The following is a 15,687-nucleotide window of genomic DNA, read 5'->3' as shown; positions in this document are numbered from 1 at the left end:
TCATAAGCGTCGGGGAGTACCGGGGCGCCCGAGGGGGTGTCAGAGCGCCGCGAGGTCGTCCAGGAGGCGGTCGATCTCCTCGGGGGTGTTGTACACGTGCACGCTGGCCCGTACGGAGGTGCGCTCCTCCCCCGCGCGCCCCTGGCAGTGGCGGTCGGAGCGGACCATATGGCCGCGGTCGTAGAGGATGAAGCCCAGGTCGACCGCCTCCATGGCGCGGTGTCGGAAGGTGACGATGCCGCGGCGGCGCCGCACGGGCGAGTCGAAGGCGAGGCTGAGCGGGCAGCCCAGGATCTCGTAGCGCTCCAGGTGGCGCAGCCCGTCGGTGAGCCGGGCGGCCAGCGCCTCGGTCCAGGTGCCGATCCTGGCGGGCCCGGCGTCCCCGAGCCAGTCGAGGGCGGCCGTCAGGCTCACTATGCCCGCGGTGTTGGGCGTGCCGTCCCAGCCGCCCGGTGCGAAGACGGGCCCGCGCAGCCCGCGCGACCAGAGCGCGCCGGTGCCGGGCAGGGCGAGCGCCTTGTGTCCCGAGAAGGCGAGGAAGTCCACGTCGAGGGCGGCGAGGTCCACGGGGACGTGGCCCACGCTCTGCGCGGCGTCCAGGCAGATGACGGGCTCGGGGCCGACCGCCCGCCGTACCAGGTGCACGGTCATGTCGCCGCCGTACACATGGTGGACGTGGGTGGCGGCCACGAAGCGGGTGCGGGGGGTGACGAGCGCGGCGAGCGCCGCCATGTCGTAGTCGTGGGAGTCCCGTTGGTAGGGCATCTCGTGCACCGTGATGCGCACACCGCGGGCGGCGAGCAGGTCGCGGGCCTCGAACCAGGGCAGCGCGTTGGCCTCGTGGTCGCCGAGCGGCACGATGATCTCGTCGCCGTCGGTGAGGAACCTGGGCAGCCAGTCGAGGGCGACGCGGCGCAGGCCCTCGCTGGCGCCGGAGACGAAGTCGACGCGGGAGCGGGCGGGTTCCGGGTCGCCGAGGAAGGCGCGCACCGTGTCCCTGGCCTGCTCGACGAGCCGGGTGGTCCTGTTGGCCCAGGGGTAGGTGCCGCGCCCTGCGTTGGCGTTGGAGGTGGTCAGATACGCCGTCGCGGCGTCGAGCACGGCGCGCGGCTTCTGGGAGGTGGCGGCGCTGTCGAGGTAGGCGAGCCCGGGGTTGGCGGTGATGATGGGGAACTGCTCGCGCAACGGGGCCTGCCAGGCCCGCAGTTCCTCGGGGAACCCGGTGGGCGCGGGGGTGGCGGGGGTCGGCACGGCCCTCACTCCCTCACCAGTTCTGCCCCGGCGTCGCGCCAGGCGACGATGCCGCCCGCGAGGCTGCGGGCGTCGGGGTGGCCGAGCCTGGTCAGCAGGGCGGCGTAGCGAGCGGACTTCTCGCCGACGGGACACGCGAGCAGCACGGGGCGTGACTTGCTGAACGGGAGGGCGTCGCGCACCAGTTCCTCGAAGAGTTCGTCGACGATATTGACGGAGCCCTCGATGTGCAGGGCCGCGTACGCGAACGGGCTGCGCAGGTCGACGACGAGGGGCGCGCCGGTGGCGATCCAGCGGCGGGCCTCCGCGACGTCGACGACGGCCGCCGCCTCGACCTCCGCGTCGGTGAGGGCGTCGAGGGCGCCCGCGGATGCGGTGGCGCCGAAGAGTTCGGGGCGCCGCTTGCGCAGGTAGCCGAGGTAGCTCTCGACCCGGTCGCAGACGATGAAGACGGCGGTCCTGCGCTCGCCCCCGCGCGCGTCCAACTCCGCGTCGAGGCGTCTGAGATGGCGCAGCGCGCCGAAGTAGGCGGCGCCGCCGGTGGGGCCCGAGAGGACCCCGCTGCGGCGGATCAGGCCGAGCATGCCGTCGATGGCCTCGGCCGAGGTGACGGTGTCGATGGTGTCGTAGAGGCCGGGTGCGAACAGGCCGACCTCCTGCACCTCGTCGATGTTGCGGATGCCGGGCACGAAGTCGGACTTGTGGGCGACGAGCCCGACGACCTCCACGCCTGGGCGGTGCCTGCGCAGCACCCTGGCCACCCCGGTGGAGGAGCCCGCGGTCCCGACGCAGGCGATGAAGACGTCGGGGGCGCGGCCGTCGAGGTCGCGCACGATCTCGGGACCGGTGCCTGACTCGTGGGCCGCGGCGTTGAGTTCGTTGTAGTACTGGTCGGTGTGGAGGTACTCGCCGCCGGGCTCGGAGAGCGCCTGGTGGAAGCGGGTGAGGGGGTCCTCGGGGTCGGTCGGGTCGAGGCACTCGGTGCGGCCCGGCAGTTCCTCGATCTCGGCGCCGAGGAGCAGCAGCAGCTCCTTGATCTCGGGGACCCGCATCCGGTTGGTGACGCTCTTGAAGCCGAGGCCGTGCATCGAGGCGATGAGGGCGAGCGCCTTGGCGGTGTTGCCGCTGGAGAGTTCGACCACCTGGCTGCCGCGCTCGACGGCGTCGGGCAGTCCCGACCTGACCATGTTCCAGGCGGCGCGGTCCTTGACGGAGCCGAAGGGGTTGAGCAGTTCGAGCTTGGCGTAGAGGTCGATGTGGCCGAGGCCGTGGACGGCCGGGTCGATGCGGAGCAGGGGGGTGTCGCCGATGACCTCGGTGACGCTGTCGTACCTCACTCGGTGGCTCCTTCCGCCGCGGCGTGGTCGGCGTAGGCGGCGTGGTCGGCGTAATGGGCGTCTTCGGGCGTGAGGGGCCAGTAGTCCTCGTCGAGGCTCCAGCGCCGGTCGCCCGCGGCGTCCACGGTGACGGCGACCTTGCGCGCCCCGGGCCTGCTCTGGGCGTGGTGGGCGCTGAAGTCCATGCAGTACCCGGCGGTGTTCGCGAAGCACAGCAGGTCGCCCGGGCGGGGCAGCCGGGGCAGGAAGACCACCCGCTTCGTGATCAGGTCGGACTCCAGGCAGAGGCCGCCGAAGAGGTGGACGGCCACCGGCTCGGGCCCGGTGCCTTCGGGGACCGGTGTCCGCGGGACGACCAGCGGGTCCATCAGCACCCCGTGGTCCTCGACGGCGCAGTCGGCGGCGCTCATGTCGAGCCTGAGGTGCCAGGTCCCGCCGTCCGCGGGGCGGGTCTCGACGACGCGGGCCAGGGTGGCGCCGCACTGGTCGGCGAGCGCCCTGCCGGGCTCGGTGTAGAGGTCGTAGAGGTTCTCCAGCAGCAGGGTCGCGAGGGGGCGGCCCAGGGTGGGCGCGGGCATGGCGAGCAGCGCGTCCAGGTAGTCGGCCCCTGCGGTCGGCCGGTACGCGGGGTAGAGGCCGAGGCTGCCCGCGAGGGTGCCGCCCTCGTTGCGCAGGCCGTAGCCGTGGTCGCGCCAGGTCAGCGGGGGGCGGCGGCCGAGGACGGCGCGGGTCAGCTCGGTGGTGTACGTGTCCCACTGGGCGCCGTCGGCGAGGTAGCTGGTGCCGTAGCCGCCGCCGATGTCGATGACCCGGGGGCGCAGTCCGCGGGCGAGGCAGTCGTCCATGGCGCGTACGCACCCTTCGAGGGCGAGCGCCTTCTCGTCGAGGCTGACGGTGTCGAGGTGGTAGCCGACGCCGAGCAGGTCGAGGGCGTCCGTGTGGCGCTCCACGGTGTCGAGGAGCGCGGGGAGTTCGGCGACGGGGGTGCCGAAGCGGCTGCGGCGCGGCCGTGCCCGCACCCCGGTGGAGGTGAAGCCGGAAAGCCGCAGCAGGACGCGGGCCCTGGGCAGCGCGTGGCGGCGTACCAGCCGGGCGAGCAGTTCGAGTTCGGCGGGGCCCTCGACCTGGAAGCGGACCCCCGTCCTGGCGCCGAGCCAGAGGAAGTCGGGGTCCTTGGGCCCGGTGGCGCCGATGCGGTCGGGGGCGAAGCCGCAGGCCAGCGCGTGCTGTAGTTCCTGGAGCGAGGCGACGTCCACGGCGCACCCGGTGGCCGCGAGCCGGCGGACGAGGGCGCTCGACCTGGTGGCCTTGTGGGCGAAGAAGACCTCGCCGCCGAGGCGGTGGGCGCGGTAGACCTCGCGGAAGCGTGCGGCGTTCTCGGCTATCCGGTCGGGCAGCAGCACGTTGAGGGGGGTGCCGAGGCCGTCGGCGAGGGAGTGCAGGAACCGGGTGTCCCGCGTCAGCGACGCAAGGCCCGGGTCCAGCCGGGGTTGCAGATACAGCGGTCCCCGCACGGATCACGCGCCTCCTCGATGGTGCAATACGTCATCAAACGGCGCCAACTGCGTGCGCCCGTGGCAGCCTCCCCAGATCATCACTTCTTCATGCAATGAAAATCAGCGTCATCTGGCGGACGTGGGGGCGCGTGGTGGGGCGGGAGCGTCGCGCGGGCATGCGGAACGCCCCCGGTCCCTGGGCGGGGCGGGGGCGTGCGGGCGGCGGCTGGGCGGGTCAGGAGCGCAGGATGAGGCCGTACTGCTGGGTCGTGTTGCCGTCCCGGTCGAGCAGCGCTTCGAGCGGGCGGACCACTTCGCGGCCCTCGGCGATGCGCTCGAAGTCCTCCTGGGTGCGGGCCGTGTAGGGCTGGGTGCCGGAGGCGGCGTACTGCTCGTTGGCCTGTTCGATGGTCTCCTCGGTGAGGGTGTCGCACAGCGCGAGATAGCTGCCCTTGGGGAGCGCGTCGAGGTAGTCGCCCACCAGCCGGGGGGCGCGCTCCGGCGCCACATGGCCGAGGGTGGACATCCACATGATGGCGATCGGGCGGTCCATGTCGAGGGTGCGCCCGGCCTCCGCGAGGACCCGGTCGCGGTCGAAGAAGTCGATGTCGAGGTAGTCGGTGGCGCCCTCGGGGGTGCTGGTCAGCAGGGCGCGGGCGTGCGCGAGGACGACGGGGTCCTGGTCGACGTAGACGACGCGCGCGTCGCGCGCGATGTGCTGGGCCATCTCGTGGGTGTTGGGTTCGGTGGGCAGCCCGGCCCCGAGGTCTATGATCTGCCGCACCCCGTGCCCGATCACATACTCGACGGCGGTGGCGAGAAACCGGCGCGACGCCTGAGCGAGCCCCCTGACCTGCGGGTACAGGGTCTCCATCTCGTCCACCAGGCGCTCGTCGACGGAGAACCGGGTCTTGCCGTCGAGCAGCGCGTTCCAGAAGCGGGCGGATGACGGGGTGTCAGGGTCGAGGCTCATCAAGGGCTTCCCGGCGGAGGGTAGGGGCGGCTGGGCGGCGGCGCGGGCGCTCCCCGCTCTCCGGCGGTCCTGCGGCGTCCGCGCACGTCACCACTGTAGCCACGAGGCCGGTGGCTGTCTGCCGTGGCGGGGGTGGCGCTGCCCTTCCGGGCGCGCCCGCGCCCGGGGGCGCCGGGTCCGTGCCGCCCCGCCCGGCGGTGGGCGGTGGGGCGGCACGGGCGGGGGTCAGGTGCCCTGGGTGACGGGCGGCGCTGCGGCGGTGTTCTCGTCGGGGCCGCGGTCCGAGACGGCGGTGACGATCGCGTCGGCGTCCTCGCCCGGTTCGGGGAGCAGCAGTCCGAGGCTCACGTAGACCACGAGCGAGGTGACCAGCGGGGTGGCGATGACGGTGGTGTCGGAGGAGCCGTCGAGGCCGTACTTGACGAGGAAGTAGCCGCCGAGGCCGAGCGCCCAGGAGACCAGCGCGGCGCGCGGGCCGCAGCGGCGGAAGGCGGGCAGCAGCCCGAGCAGCATCGGGATGGAGATCGGGCCCATGACGGCGGCGACCATGCCGACGATGATGCCGAGGACGCCGCCGAAGTGGTCGGCCTCGATGGCGACGACCATCGAGACGGCGATGAACGCGACGGTGCAGACCCGCGCGGCCATGAGCCCGCCGTCGCCGCGCAGCGCGCGGGCGCGGGGGAAGAGCACGGGCAGGATGTCCCGGGTGACGACGGCGGAGATGGCGTTGGCGTCGGAGGAGGCCATCGCCATGGTGTGGGAGAACATCCCGGCGAGCGTGAGGCCGATGAGGCCCGTCGGCAGGTACGCCTGCGCCATCAGCGCGTATGTCTGCTGGGGGTCGGCGATGTGCGGCATGAGGAGGGGGGCGGCGACGGCGGGCAGCAGCAGTACCGCGGGCCATATCAGGTAGAGGACGGCGGAGAGGGCCGCGGAGCGGCGGGCGGCCGCGGGGGTCTCGGTGGCCATGTAGCGCTGGGCCAGGTTCCACATGCCGCCGTTGTACTCGAAGATCTTCACGATGACGTACGCGGTGAGGAAGCCCGCGGTGTAGGGGCCGACGAGGGGCTTGGTGTGCCCGGCGGGCAGGTCGCCCCAGAGGGTGCCGAGGCTGCTGACGCCGCCGAGCCTGTCGAGCACCACCCAGATCATCGCGAGCGCGGCGACACCCTGGATGACGAACTGCCCGAAGTCGGTGAGGGCGTCGGCCCACAGCCCGCCGACGGTGCAGTACGCCAGTGTGACGATGCCGGTGAGCAGGATGCCCGCGGTCATGGACATCCCGGTGAACACGTTGAGCAGCACGGCGACGGAGGCCCACTTGGCGGCGACGTCGAACACCTTCAGCAGGGCGCCGCTCCAGGCCAGCGCCTGCTGGGTGGGGACGTTGTAGCGCTTGGCCAGGTACTCGAGCGGCGAGCTGACCCGGAAGCGGCGGCGCAGCCGGTTCCAGCGGGGCGCGAAGAGCCAGGCACCGAGCCCCGTGCCGAGGGCGAGCGGGAAGAACGCCCAGACGTAGATGGTGAGTCCGTAGCTGTAGGCGACGGCCGCGTAGGCGACGAACACGGCGGCGCTGTAGCCGGACATGTGGTGGGAGATGCCGGACAGCCACCACGGCATCCTGCCGCCGCCGGTGAAGTAGTCGCCCACGTCGCTGACACGGCGGTGGGAGTAGAGGCCGATGAGGAGCATCACCAGGAAGTAGCCGCCGACGGCGACCCAGTCGAGCCATGCCATGGGAAACCTTCTCGTTGCGGGGAGGCGGGGGTGGAGCGGGTTACGAGGGGCCGGGGGGCGTCGCGGTCGAGTTCGACGCCGAGTCCTGGGCTCCGGGGCACGGGCACGGCGCCGTCGGTGAAGTCGAGCACGCCGGGCGCGATCACCTCCTCGCTCTTCCAGGGCCAGTGGGTGTCGCAGATCCCGGCGAGCGGCCTGGAGCGGTGCAGCCCGCACCAGTAGTGGTGGTCGGAGAGGACGATCCGTATGGCGTCGGCGGCGGTCCGCAGCCGCCACAGGTGGGCCCTGAAGGCGACCGGGGTGAGGGTGGTGCCGGTGATCCGGATGCCGGCGCCCATCGGGCGGCCGCTTCGGCGGCGGGGGCGCCGGAGGCGAGGCGGGCGGCCACACCAGTGCCCCCGCACTCCGCAAGTTTCGGCAAATTAACCGATCCATCAGCCACGAAAAGAGTCACGGGGAAGTAGAGAACGCCCTCCAGCATGGGACCAGCACCAACCAGTTTTCACATATGAACGGGCATCACGAGTATGAATTGCCTGGACTGTAGAGGGGGCCAAGGGGGCGGTCAAGGCGTGCGGCGGGGAACGAAATGGTTTCGAAAGTTTCGGACATCGAGCCGCAAAGACGTTGGCGGTGGCCGTCGGGCGCCGGAACCGCCGGTAGACCACTCGGCGCCGCGGCGCGCGACTCCGGGGCCCTTACAGGCCGCCGAGGCCCGCCGCGGGCGGCCCCATGAGGCCGACTCGGAGTGGCGACCAGGTTTCTCGCCCCTGAAAGTTTCCGCCACGCTACGCGCGTTGCAGCAGCTCTCCAGGCTGCGCAATGGACTAGACCATAGAGGAAAGGTGAAACCTCTTTACCTGACGCCCGTTCCCATGCGTCACTCATGTCGTGTCTGCATCAACAGCAGATGGTCCGTTCCGCACAGCAACATCCAGCACATCGGGGCCCCCATACCCCCCACACAACTGACGTGCCAGGAGGTAGCTTTGCTCTCCCACAGATCCCTCTCGCCCAGGACACGACAGCGAGGACTCGTGGCGGCCGCGGTCGTCGGCTCCACGCTCTCCCTGCTCGTGGCCGCGGCGGGAACCTCATCGGCGGCACCCAAGCCGGCGAAAGACCCGATCCCGCTGGGCCAGGGGTACATGGGCGCGGGTTATGACATCGACTCGGGCAACCGCGCCCCGTCGGGCCACAAGGCCCCGTCCTTCGGCCCCGCCAGCAGCGCCGGCGGTGTGCAGGGCATCGACGTCTCGCACTACCAGGGTTCAATCAACTGGTCCTCGGTAAAGGCCGCCGGGATCTCGTTCTCCTGGATGAAGGCGACCGAGGGGACCTCGTACAAGGACCCCAACTTCAACGCGAACTACCTGAACTCCTACAACGCGGGAGTGATCAGGGGCGCGTACCACTTCGCGCGCCCCGACGTCTCGGGCGGCGCGGCGCAGGCCAACTACTTCGCGTCGAACGGTGGCGCCTGGTCGGCCGACAACCGCACCCTGCCGGGTGTCCTGGACATCGAGGGAAGCTGCTACGGCCTCTCGCAAGCCTCCATGCGCACCTGGATCTCGGACTTCTACAACACCTACAAGTCCCGCACCTCGCGGGACATCGTGATCTACACCAGCCCGAGCTGGTGGAGCAGTTGCACCGGCTCCTGGAGCGGCATGTCCGCCAAGAGCCCGCTGTGGGACGCCCACTGGACGACCGCGGCCAACCCGACGGTGCCCGCCGGGTTCCCGTTCTGGACGGTGTGGCAGTACACCAGCACAGGCTCGGTGAGCGGCGTCTCGGGCAACGTGGACCGGGACAAGTTCAACGGCACCGCTGACCGCCTGCTGGCGCTGGCCAACAACACCGCCTGACCTCCCCTCACGGGCGGCGCCCGGTGACCCGGCCAAGGCCGGTGCCACCGGGCGCCGTGCTGTGTGTGCGGGGGGGGCGGCCGGAACGCGCGGGGAGGAAGGGGGAGACGGGCGGCGGGACGAGCGAAAAAGAAACCGTCCTTGCGGTATTTCCAACACCCTTATCGGGCGGGCCGGTTCGCGCCCGCGGCCGCCGTCACGCGAGCCACCTGGAGGTTCTGCGCGCGCGCCAGACCGCGCGGGTGAACCGACCGGGGGGCGCGAGCGTGACGGTCACATGATTCGATGCGCCCTGGCGCAGAAACCGGCAACTTGGTTTGATGGGCTGGTGCGTCGGCAGGCGGTGGCGCCGTTCGGCGGAGGGCGCCGGGCCGCAGAGGAGGACGGTTTCTTGATGAGCACGAAACAGGAGCGCGCGGTCCGCACCCGCCGCGCCCTGATCCAGGCCGCTGCCCAGGTGTTCGAGCGTACGGAGTACGTCGAGGCCAGGATGGACACCATCAGCGCGCTCGCCGGGATGAGCAGGGGCGCGCTGTCCTTCCACTTCGCGGGCAAGGAAGCCGTGGCCGGCGAGATCGAGACCCGGGCCGCGGTGGCGCTGCGCCGCGCGGTGCTCGTCGAACACCGCCGCAACACGAGCGCGTTGCAGGCCCTCGTGGACGCCACCCACGCGCTCGCCCTGCTGGTGCGCACCGACACCGTGGTCCGCGGCGGCCTGCGGCTCAACTGCGACGCCAGGCACCGCTCCCGCGCCAGCCTGCGCGCCGCGTGGGAGCGGTACGTACGCATCCTGCTCGACGAGGCCGCCGCGCTCGGCGAGTTGCGGGAGGGCGCCGAGCCCCCCGACCCGTACGAGGTCATCATCGCGACCACCACGGGCCTCCAGGTGCTCGGCCTTGAGGACGCGGCCTGGCTTGAGGCGAGGCCCCTGACCCACTTCTGGGAGACGCTGCTGCCTCGCATCGCCCGCGCCGAAGCGCTCGCCCTGCTGCGCCCCGAGGGCAGCCCCGCGGCGGCCAGGACGCCAGGGCCCCGCCCTTCCGCGGTGCCCGCGCGCGGGGGCGGCGCGATACGGCGCGGCGAGCCCGAGCCCGTCGCCCGCTGGCAGGGGCCGCTGCTGCGGGAGTACGGCCGGCCGCTGGCCTCCGGCGCCCGCTGACGCCCCGTGCCGATGACGGGATTACACCGGGGGCGCGGCCACCGGGCACACCTCGCGCGCCACACCGGAGGAGACCGGTGCGACGCCGGGGGTGCCGTGCGCGCCCGCGGCGACGAGCAGGCTGCTGAAGACCTGCCGCCCGTCCTGCCACGCCTCCACCCCGACCCGGGTGCCGCCGGGGCCGACGCCGCCGGGGCGCGCCCTCGCGGTGATGACACACGGCTCGTCGAGTTCCGCGTAGTTGCGGAAGAAGATGTGCCCCGCGGTCATCGCGAACGGCCCGGGCACCGCCACCGTCGCCGCCTGCCGCGCCGCCTCAAGCAGCACCATGCCCGGCACATGGTCGTTGGCGTGCTGGAAGAGGGTGGGGTGCCCGGTGTCGACGCTCAGCAGCCAGGACGCCTGGCCGCCGTCCGCCGCCAGCAGCACGTCACGCTGCGCGGTGCGGCCCACCGACTCCGCGGGCAGCAGCGGATAGCGCCGCGGCACCCGCGCCAGCGGGGGCCTGCCGCCGCGCAGCCGCTCGTAGATCACCGGCGCGCAGTAGCGGGTGGACGCCCGCGCCCGCGCGGCTATCTCCGCGCCCCGGCGCAGCGTCCAGGCGCAGCGCATCGCCGTGGGGCGCCCCGCGCGGCGGCGTATCTCCCTGACCTCTATGTCGAGTTCCATGTCGACGGGCCGCCCGTCCGTGCGCGCCGCGCGAGGGCGGCAGGCGAACGCCATCTCCGTCAGCATGAAGTGGTGGTCGGGGGGCACACCGAGACCGGTGTGGCTGACCATGATGGACGCCTGCCGCATCGCCTCGATGAGCAGCAGCGGGTCGAGGCCCGCCGCAGGTGCGGACGCGGGGGCGTAGAAGGGATGCTCGTACGGAAAACGGAGGGGGACCCGGTAGACGCCGTCACCCAGCGGAATGCCCGGCCCCGTGACGAAGAGGTCCCTCGCCCTGACACGATGCGTCAGCATCATGATGTCGGCGGGGGTGTCACAGATCACTGTTGCGGTCATGGCGCGACCTCCCGGTAGGCGGTTGTTCGGCGATGACGAAGAAGAGAACACGTGAGCAGAGAACGTAAGACAAGATACGAACCCGATGCTGTTAATCAACCGGGGCGTGCCCCCGTCTTCGAGGCCGTCATCACCTGGAGGTTTCCGACGTGACGCAAGAACGCGCCGTTCGCACCCGGCGCGCCATTCTGGAGGCCGCGGCCATCACCTTCGACAGGAGAGGCTACGAGGCCGCCACCATCACCGAGATCCTCAAGGAGGCCGGTGTCACCAAGGGCGCGCTGTACTTCCACTTCCCGTCCAAGGAGGCCCTGGCCGACGCGGTGCTCGCGGAGCCCGCCAAGGAATTCGTCGTCCCGGCACGCCAGATCAAGATCCAGGAACTCATCGACACCGCGCTGGTGCACGCCTACCGCGTCCGCACCAACCCGCTGGTAAGGGCCTCGGTACGGCTCTCGCTCGACCAGCGTGCGGAGGGCATCGACCGCACGGGGCCGTTTCTGCGCTGGCGTGAGACGGCGCTGACCCTGCTCAGCGAGTCCAAGGACCGCCACGAGCTGCTGGCGCACATCGACCCCGCCGAGTCGGCCGACATCTACGTCGGTACGTTCGCGGGACTCCAGTCGATGTCACACGTCCTGGACAACTACGCGCATCTGGAGGAGCGCATCTCGGTCCTCCAGCGACATCTGATGCCGGCGATCTGCGTGCCCGCCGTACTCGCCCAACTGGACTTCACCCCCACACTCGGCGAGCGCCTGGCCCAGCAGGCCATCACGGAACCGGCGGAGGCCCTGGCGACCTGACCGGGCGGGGCGGTGCGTCCACGGGCAGGCGGGGGCGCGCCCCGGAGGGCGTGCCGCCCGCTCAACGCGACGTGGCCTCCTGACCGCGCGGCCCCGCCCCCAGGTCGGTCCAGCCCAGCGGATACAGGATGTCGTCCTCGGCCAGGGGCTCACCACCGGCCTCGGTGAAGGCGGTCAGGGCCTCGACGAGGGTGGCGCGCTGCTTGGTGGGAACACGCGCGACGACGGCGGCGATCTCGGTACGGCGCCTTGCGGTCACCTCGTCGACAAGCTCCCGCCCCTCGTCGGTGAGCCGCAGCACGGTCTCGCGGCGGTTGGCCGGGTTGACCTGGCGGTCCGCGAGGCCCGACGAGATCAGCCGGTCCACCATCCGCATCGCCGTCGACGGGTTCACCCCGAGCCGGTCGGCGAGGGCCACGAGCTTCGCGGGACCATGGGTGGCCAGCACCACCAGCAGCCGGAACTGCGGCAGCGTGACGCGGTCCTCCGCCGCCGCGAGCGAGCGCGCGGAGATCGCCACCAGCAGCCGGGAGGCGGTCAGCACCGCCCGGGTCACCGCGTCGGGGTCTTCCTCGGGCGTGGGGGCCTGGCCGCCGGGCTCCGTCATGGTTCCTTTGTACCGGCCCCCGCCCCGGCCCGGGAAATCGCCACGGGAGCCGGCTGTTCGCGGGTCTCGTGGTGCAGCGCGTGCAGCACGGACTGGTGCGAGACCCACCCGACGAGCCGGGTGCGGGTCCGGTCCAGCACGGGCAGTCCCGCGCCCTCGGCGGCGACGAGCGCGGACAGCGCGTCGCCCAGATCGGTTGCGGCGGTGACGGGGTGCGGGACATGGATGATCGCGGCGACGTCGAGGGGCTCCCCCACATGGTCCGCGAGCGTCTCGGCGGCCGAGCGCGCGGTGACAGTACCGAGGTAACCACCGTCGGCGTCGAGGACGGGCAGCACGCCATGGGGCGCCCTGGCCAGCGCCTCCGCTGCCTCGGTCAGCGGGGTGGCGCCGTCGAGTGGCGCGGGGACGGGTTCCAGCACGGACTCGACGGTCAGACCGGCGAAGGGGGTGCCGGGCGGTGCCTCGTCCAGGTCCACGCCCCGGCGGCGCAGCTTGAGGGTGTAGACGGTGTCCCGGGTGAGAAGCCTGCTCACTCCGGTGGCCAGGGCTATGGCCGCCATCAGAGGAAGGATGATGGAGTACTCGCCGGTCAGCTCGAACATGATGATCACGGCGGTGATCGGCGCGCGGGCCGCGCCCGCGAAGACGGCTCCCATGCCGATCAGCCCGTAGGCGCCCACGGGCCCCGCGACGCCGGGCAGCGCTTCCCGGGCCACGGCCCCGTACGCGGAACCCAGCATGGCCCCCATGAACAGCGACGGCGCGAACACCCCTCCGGAACCGCCGATGCCGATGGTGAGACTGGTCGCGACCATCTTGGCGGCGAGCAGCAGTACCAGGAAGGCGATGGCGTAGCCGCCGCCGACCGCCTTCTCCAGCACCGGGTATCCGACGCCGTACATCTGGGGCAGTACCAGCAGCAGGCCGCCGAGGAACAGACCGCCGACGGCGGGCCGTGCCCACTCCGGGCCGCGCCAGGCGAAGTCGCAGCCGTCCTCGACGAGGTAGAGGAAGCGGGTGAAGGCCACCCCCACCGCGCCCGCGACCACGCCGAGCAGGGCGAACAACGCGTATTCGCCGAAGTGGTGGACGGTGAAGGGCGGCAGTTGGAGGAACGGGGTGTCGCCGAAGGCGGCCCTGCCGATGACCGACGACGTGACGGACGCCAGGACCACCATTCCGAAGGACTCGGCGGTGAAGTCCCGCAGGATCAGTTCCATCGCGAAGAACACCCCGGCAAGCGGGGCGTTGAAGGTGGCCGCGATGCCGGCGGCCGCGCCGCAGGCCACCAGCACCCGCATCCGGTCCTCGGTGATCCGCACCAGACGGCCCACCGTCGAGCCGAGCGCCGACCCGATCTGCACGATGGGCCCCTCACGGCCGACCGAGCCACCACCGCCGATGCACAGCGCCGAGGCGAGCGACTTGACGACCGCCACCTTGCCCGGGATGTGCCCGCCGCGGCGGGCCACGGCGTCCATCACCTCGGGTACCCCGTGGCCGCGCGCCTCCCGGGCGAAGCGGTGCACCAGCGGGCCGTACACCAGGCCCGCGAGCACGGGCGCGAGCAGGACGAACCAGCGGCCCAGCCAGGGGACGTGAGGGTTCGCGGCGTGTCCCGCGGCGGCGTAGTCGGCGTGGCCCGACAGCAGGTGGGTGAAGGTCTCGATCAGCCGGCGAAAGGCGATGGCTCCCCCGCCCGCTCCCGCGCCCACCACGAGCGCGAGAAGCGGCAGCCCGCCGGCGGCCCCGCGCAGATAGGCGAGGGCGCGCCGCGGAAACGTCGGCAAGGGGACAGGGGGCCCGGCCGGGGACGGGGGTGGAGCGGCGGGAGTCGTCGTCATGTTTGCATTATGCAATCTAAACTATTGCATCATGCAATCCACCCCGCGTGCGGCAGTGCGGCGACACCGGTTCAGCGGCGCTGCCCGAACCAGCGGACCAGGGCCTTGCCCGGGTCCCCGCACCCCGGGGTCCAGGCGATGTGCCCGTCGGGGCGCAGCAGCACGGCGCCCCCGGGAAGGGGCTCGGCGACCCTGAGCACCCTGATGCCGCCGTGCACACGCGCGGTGTCGCCCGCGCCCCGGGCGCCGGGCCCCTCGACGAGGAGGGGACGGCCGTCCGCGAGGAGTTCCGCCACGGTGGTGGGGCCCGTGCGGTCCCCGTCGAGCGGGGTGAGGGAGAGGTTCGGCAGGAAGGCGCCCTCCCGGCCGCAGTCACGGCCGCAGAGCGCGGGATGGGCGGTGTCCTGCCCGCTGATCCGCGCCGCCACGGTCTCCTGGGCGCCCGGCACGGCCAGCAGGGCGGTGAACCGGGCGCGCAGCGCGTCGGGTTCGACGCCCTCGCGCATCAGGGCGAGCTGGGCGCGGGTGTCCTCGACGACACGGAGCGCGGGGGGCCTGCGCTCGGACTCGTAGGTGTCGAGAAGGCCGTCGTCGGCCACGCCGTCGAGGACGCGTGCCAGCTTCCAGGCGAGGTTCAGCGCGTCGAGGACCCCGTTGCTCATGCCCTGGCCGCCGATGGGGAAGTGCAGATGGGCGGCGTCGCCCGCGAGCAGCACCCGGCCGAGCCTGAAGCGGTCGGCGACACGCGTGAGGTCGCTGAACCGGGAGGCGTGGGGGACGTCGTCGAGCGTCGTCGGCCGGCCGAGGACCCGGGACACCTCGGCGGCGAGGTCGGCCGCGGTGGGCTCGGCGGTGTCACGGCCGACGGGCGGGTGGCCGGTGTCGAGGGTGCGGACGAGGGCGCCGCCGTCGGCGAGGGGCCGCACCACGGCCCAGCCACGCGGGGTGCGGTGCCAGCCGGGCGGCAGGGGTTCGGGGCCGACCCGGCGGGCGAGCCCCATCATCGCGGAGACGGTGGGCGGGTCGGTGCGCGCGGTGATCCCGGCGAGCCCGGCGACGCGGCCGTGCGCGCCGTCGGCGCCGACGAGGTAGCGGGCGCGCAGGGTGCGGGCCCCGGCGCCCTCGACGGTGACGTCCACGCCCGTCGCGTCCTGGCGCACGCCCGTCACCCGGTGGCCGCGCAGGACCCGGCCGCCGTGGCGCAGCAGGCGGCGCTCGAACTCCGCCTCCAGATCGGCCTGGGCGCGCTTGAGGAGGGCGGTGGGCTCCCCGGGCTCGGTGGTGATGCGCAGCAGCGGCATCCCCGCGTAGTGGAAGGCGGACGCGGTGTCCTTCGGCCACAGCCCCTCCACACCGCGGAGGTAGCCGCGCCGTACGAGGCTCTGTACGGCGCGGGCGTGCACGGTGCCCGCCTTGGGGCGCCGCGCGATCCGCTCCAGCGGCTCCACGACGAGCACCCGGGCCCCGAAGCGGGCCAGTTCCGCGGCGGCCAGCAGGCCCACGGGCCCGCCTCCGGCGACGACGACCCCGGTGTCCGCTGCGGCCTCGGGGGCATGGTGCTGGGTCACGGCGTCCCGGTCCTCTCGCTCGCGCGG

13 protein-coding genes are annotated in these 15,687 nt (G+C 72.6%); 3 read left to right on the top strand and 10 right to left on the bottom strand.

From position 1 onward, the window contains the following. Window positions 1–39: 39 nt before the first annotated feature. The 6 genes from ACIBIW_RS08625 to ACIBIW_RS08600 all read right to left on the bottom strand — a co-directional run bounded on the left by ACIBIW_RS08625 (window position 40) and on the right by ACIBIW_RS08600 (window position 7,135). Complete coding sequence (locus ACIBIW_RS08625; RefSeq protein WP_399333436.1) at window positions 40–1,260, bottom strand: aminotransferase class V-fold PLP-dependent enzyme; 1,221 nt, start codon at window positions 1,258–1,260, stop codon at window positions 40–42. Further along, window positions 1,257–2,588 carry a pyridoxal-phosphate dependent enzyme gene (locus ACIBIW_RS08620; protein WP_399333434.1) on the bottom strand — a complete coding sequence of 444 codons (1,332 nt, stop codon included), beginning with the start codon at window positions 2,586–2,588 and terminating at the stop codon, window positions 1,257–1,259. Before ACIBIW_RS08620 ends, ACIBIW_RS08625 begins: the two co-directional genes overlap by 4 nt. Then, the gene (locus ACIBIW_RS08615) at window positions 2,585–4,102 is read right to left on the bottom strand and encodes a Y4yA family PLP-dependent enzyme (RefSeq protein ID WP_399333432.1); all 1,518 of its coding nucleotides are present in this window, start codon (window positions 4,100–4,102) and stop codon (window positions 2,585–2,587) included. The genes ACIBIW_RS08620 and ACIBIW_RS08615 overlap by 4 nt, the downstream gene beginning before the upstream one ends. Window positions 4,103–4,319: 217 nt before the next feature. Next, window positions 4,320–5,057: an SAM-dependent methyltransferase gene (locus ACIBIW_RS08610; RefSeq protein ID WP_399333430.1), complete on the bottom strand. Its 738-nt coding sequence runs from the start codon at window positions 5,055–5,057 to the stop codon at window positions 4,320–4,322. 225 nt (window positions 5,058–5,282) lie between these two features. Next, complete coding sequence (locus tag ACIBIW_RS08605; protein WP_399333428.1) at window positions 5,283–6,797, bottom strand: sodium:solute symporter family protein; 1,515 nt, start codon at window positions 6,795–6,797, stop codon at window positions 5,283–5,285. Further along, the gene (locus ACIBIW_RS08600) at window positions 6,752–7,135 is read right to left on the bottom strand and encodes a hypothetical protein (protein WP_399333426.1); all 384 of its coding nucleotides are present in this window, start codon (window positions 7,133–7,135) and stop codon (window positions 6,752–6,754) included. Before ACIBIW_RS08600 ends, ACIBIW_RS08605 begins: the two co-directional genes overlap by 46 nt. A gap of 651 nt (window positions 7,136–7,786) precedes the next feature. Between ACIBIW_RS08600 and ACIBIW_RS08595 the strand changes: the two genes are divergently transcribed. Both ACIBIW_RS08595 and ACIBIW_RS08590 read left to right on the top strand, forming a co-directional pair. Continuing rightward, window positions 7,787–8,665, top strand: coding sequence for a GH25 family lysozyme (locus ACIBIW_RS08595; protein ID WP_399333423.1), 879 nt, complete (start codon window positions 7,787–7,789; stop codon window positions 8,663–8,665). A 394-nt stretch (window positions 8,666–9,059) separates the two neighbouring features. Continuing rightward, window positions 9,060–9,824 (top strand): ScbR family autoregulator-binding transcription factor, encoded by a 765-nt coding sequence (locus tag ACIBIW_RS08590; RefSeq protein ID WP_399333421.1) that lies wholly within the window; start codon window positions 9,060–9,062, stop codon window positions 9,822–9,824. Between the two features lie 21 nt (window positions 9,825–9,845). Here the strand turns inward: ACIBIW_RS08590 and ACIBIW_RS08585 are convergent, their stop codons facing one another. Then, a complete protein-coding gene (locus ACIBIW_RS08585; RefSeq protein WP_399333419.1) occupies window positions 9,846–10,832 on the bottom strand; it encodes a ScbA/BarX family gamma-butyrolactone biosynthesis protein in 987 nt (328 codons plus the stop codon). A 149-nt stretch (window positions 10,833–10,981) separates the two neighbouring features. Here ACIBIW_RS08585 and ACIBIW_RS08580 point away from each other — a divergent pair, with 149 nt between their 5' ends. After that, on the top strand, window positions 10,982–11,638 hold the full coding sequence (locus tag ACIBIW_RS08580) for a ScbR family autoregulator-binding transcription factor (RefSeq protein ID WP_399333417.1): 657 nt from the start codon (window positions 10,982–10,984) through the stop codon (window positions 11,636–11,638). Between the two features lie 61 nt (window positions 11,639–11,699). On the opposite strand, the gene ACIBIW_RS08575 is transcribed toward ACIBIW_RS08580, so the two are convergent. The 3 genes from ACIBIW_RS08575 to ACIBIW_RS08565 form a co-directional block, all read right to left on the bottom strand. Beyond that, window positions 11,700–12,245 (bottom strand): MarR family winged helix-turn-helix transcriptional regulator, encoded by a 546-nt coding sequence (locus tag ACIBIW_RS08575; RefSeq protein WP_399333414.1) that lies wholly within the window; start codon window positions 12,243–12,245, stop codon window positions 11,700–11,702. Continuing rightward, window positions 12,242–14,092, bottom strand: coding sequence for a chloride channel protein (locus ACIBIW_RS08570; protein ID WP_399333412.1), 1,851 nt, complete (start codon window positions 14,090–14,092; stop codon window positions 12,242–12,244). Before ACIBIW_RS08570 ends, ACIBIW_RS08575 begins: the two co-directional genes overlap by 4 nt. Window positions 14,093–14,163: 71 nt before the next feature. Continuing rightward, complete coding sequence (locus tag ACIBIW_RS08565; protein WP_399333410.1) at window positions 14,164–15,660, bottom strand: FAD-dependent monooxygenase; 1,497 nt, start codon at window positions 15,658–15,660, stop codon at window positions 14,164–14,166. Between the last annotated feature and the right edge of the window lie 27 nt (window positions 15,661–15,687).

It is taken from the genome of Streptomyces sp. NPDC050560 (genome assembly GCF_044457285.1).
Classification (GTDB): domain Bacteria; phylum Actinomycetota; class Actinomycetes; order Streptomycetales; family Streptomycetaceae; genus Streptomyces.
This window is presented reverse-complemented; position numbering and strand designations above follow the sequence as displayed.

Excerpts from the sequence above, each read along its gene's own strand:
- ACIBIW_RS08590 (WP_399333421.1), top strand. The coding sequence starts at position 9,060 with ATGAGCACGAAACAGGAGCGCGCGGTCCGCACCCGCCGCGCCCTGATC.
- ACIBIW_RS08600 (WP_399333426.1), bottom strand. The coding sequence starts at position 7,135 with ATGGGCGCCGGCATCCGGATCACCGGCACCACCCTCACCCCGGTCGCC.
- ACIBIW_RS08610 (WP_399333430.1), bottom strand. The coding sequence starts at position 5,057 with ATGAGCCTCGACCCTGACACCCCGTCATCCGCCCGCTTCTGGAACGCG.
- ACIBIW_RS08570 (WP_399333412.1), bottom strand. The coding sequence starts at position 14,092 with ATGACGACGACTCCCGCCGCTCCACCCCCGTCCCCGGCCGGGCCCCCT.
- ACIBIW_RS08575 (WP_399333414.1), bottom strand. The coding sequence starts at position 12,245 with ATGACGGAGCCCGGCGGCCAGGCCCCCACGCCCGAGGAAGACCCCGAC.
- ACIBIW_RS08605 (WP_399333428.1), bottom strand. The coding sequence starts at position 6,797 with ATGGCATGGCTCGACTGGGTCGCCGTCGGCGGCTACTTCCTGGTGATG.
- ACIBIW_RS08585 (WP_399333419.1), bottom strand. The coding sequence starts at position 10,832 with ATGACCGCAACAGTGATCTGTGACACCCCCGCCGACATCATGATGCTG.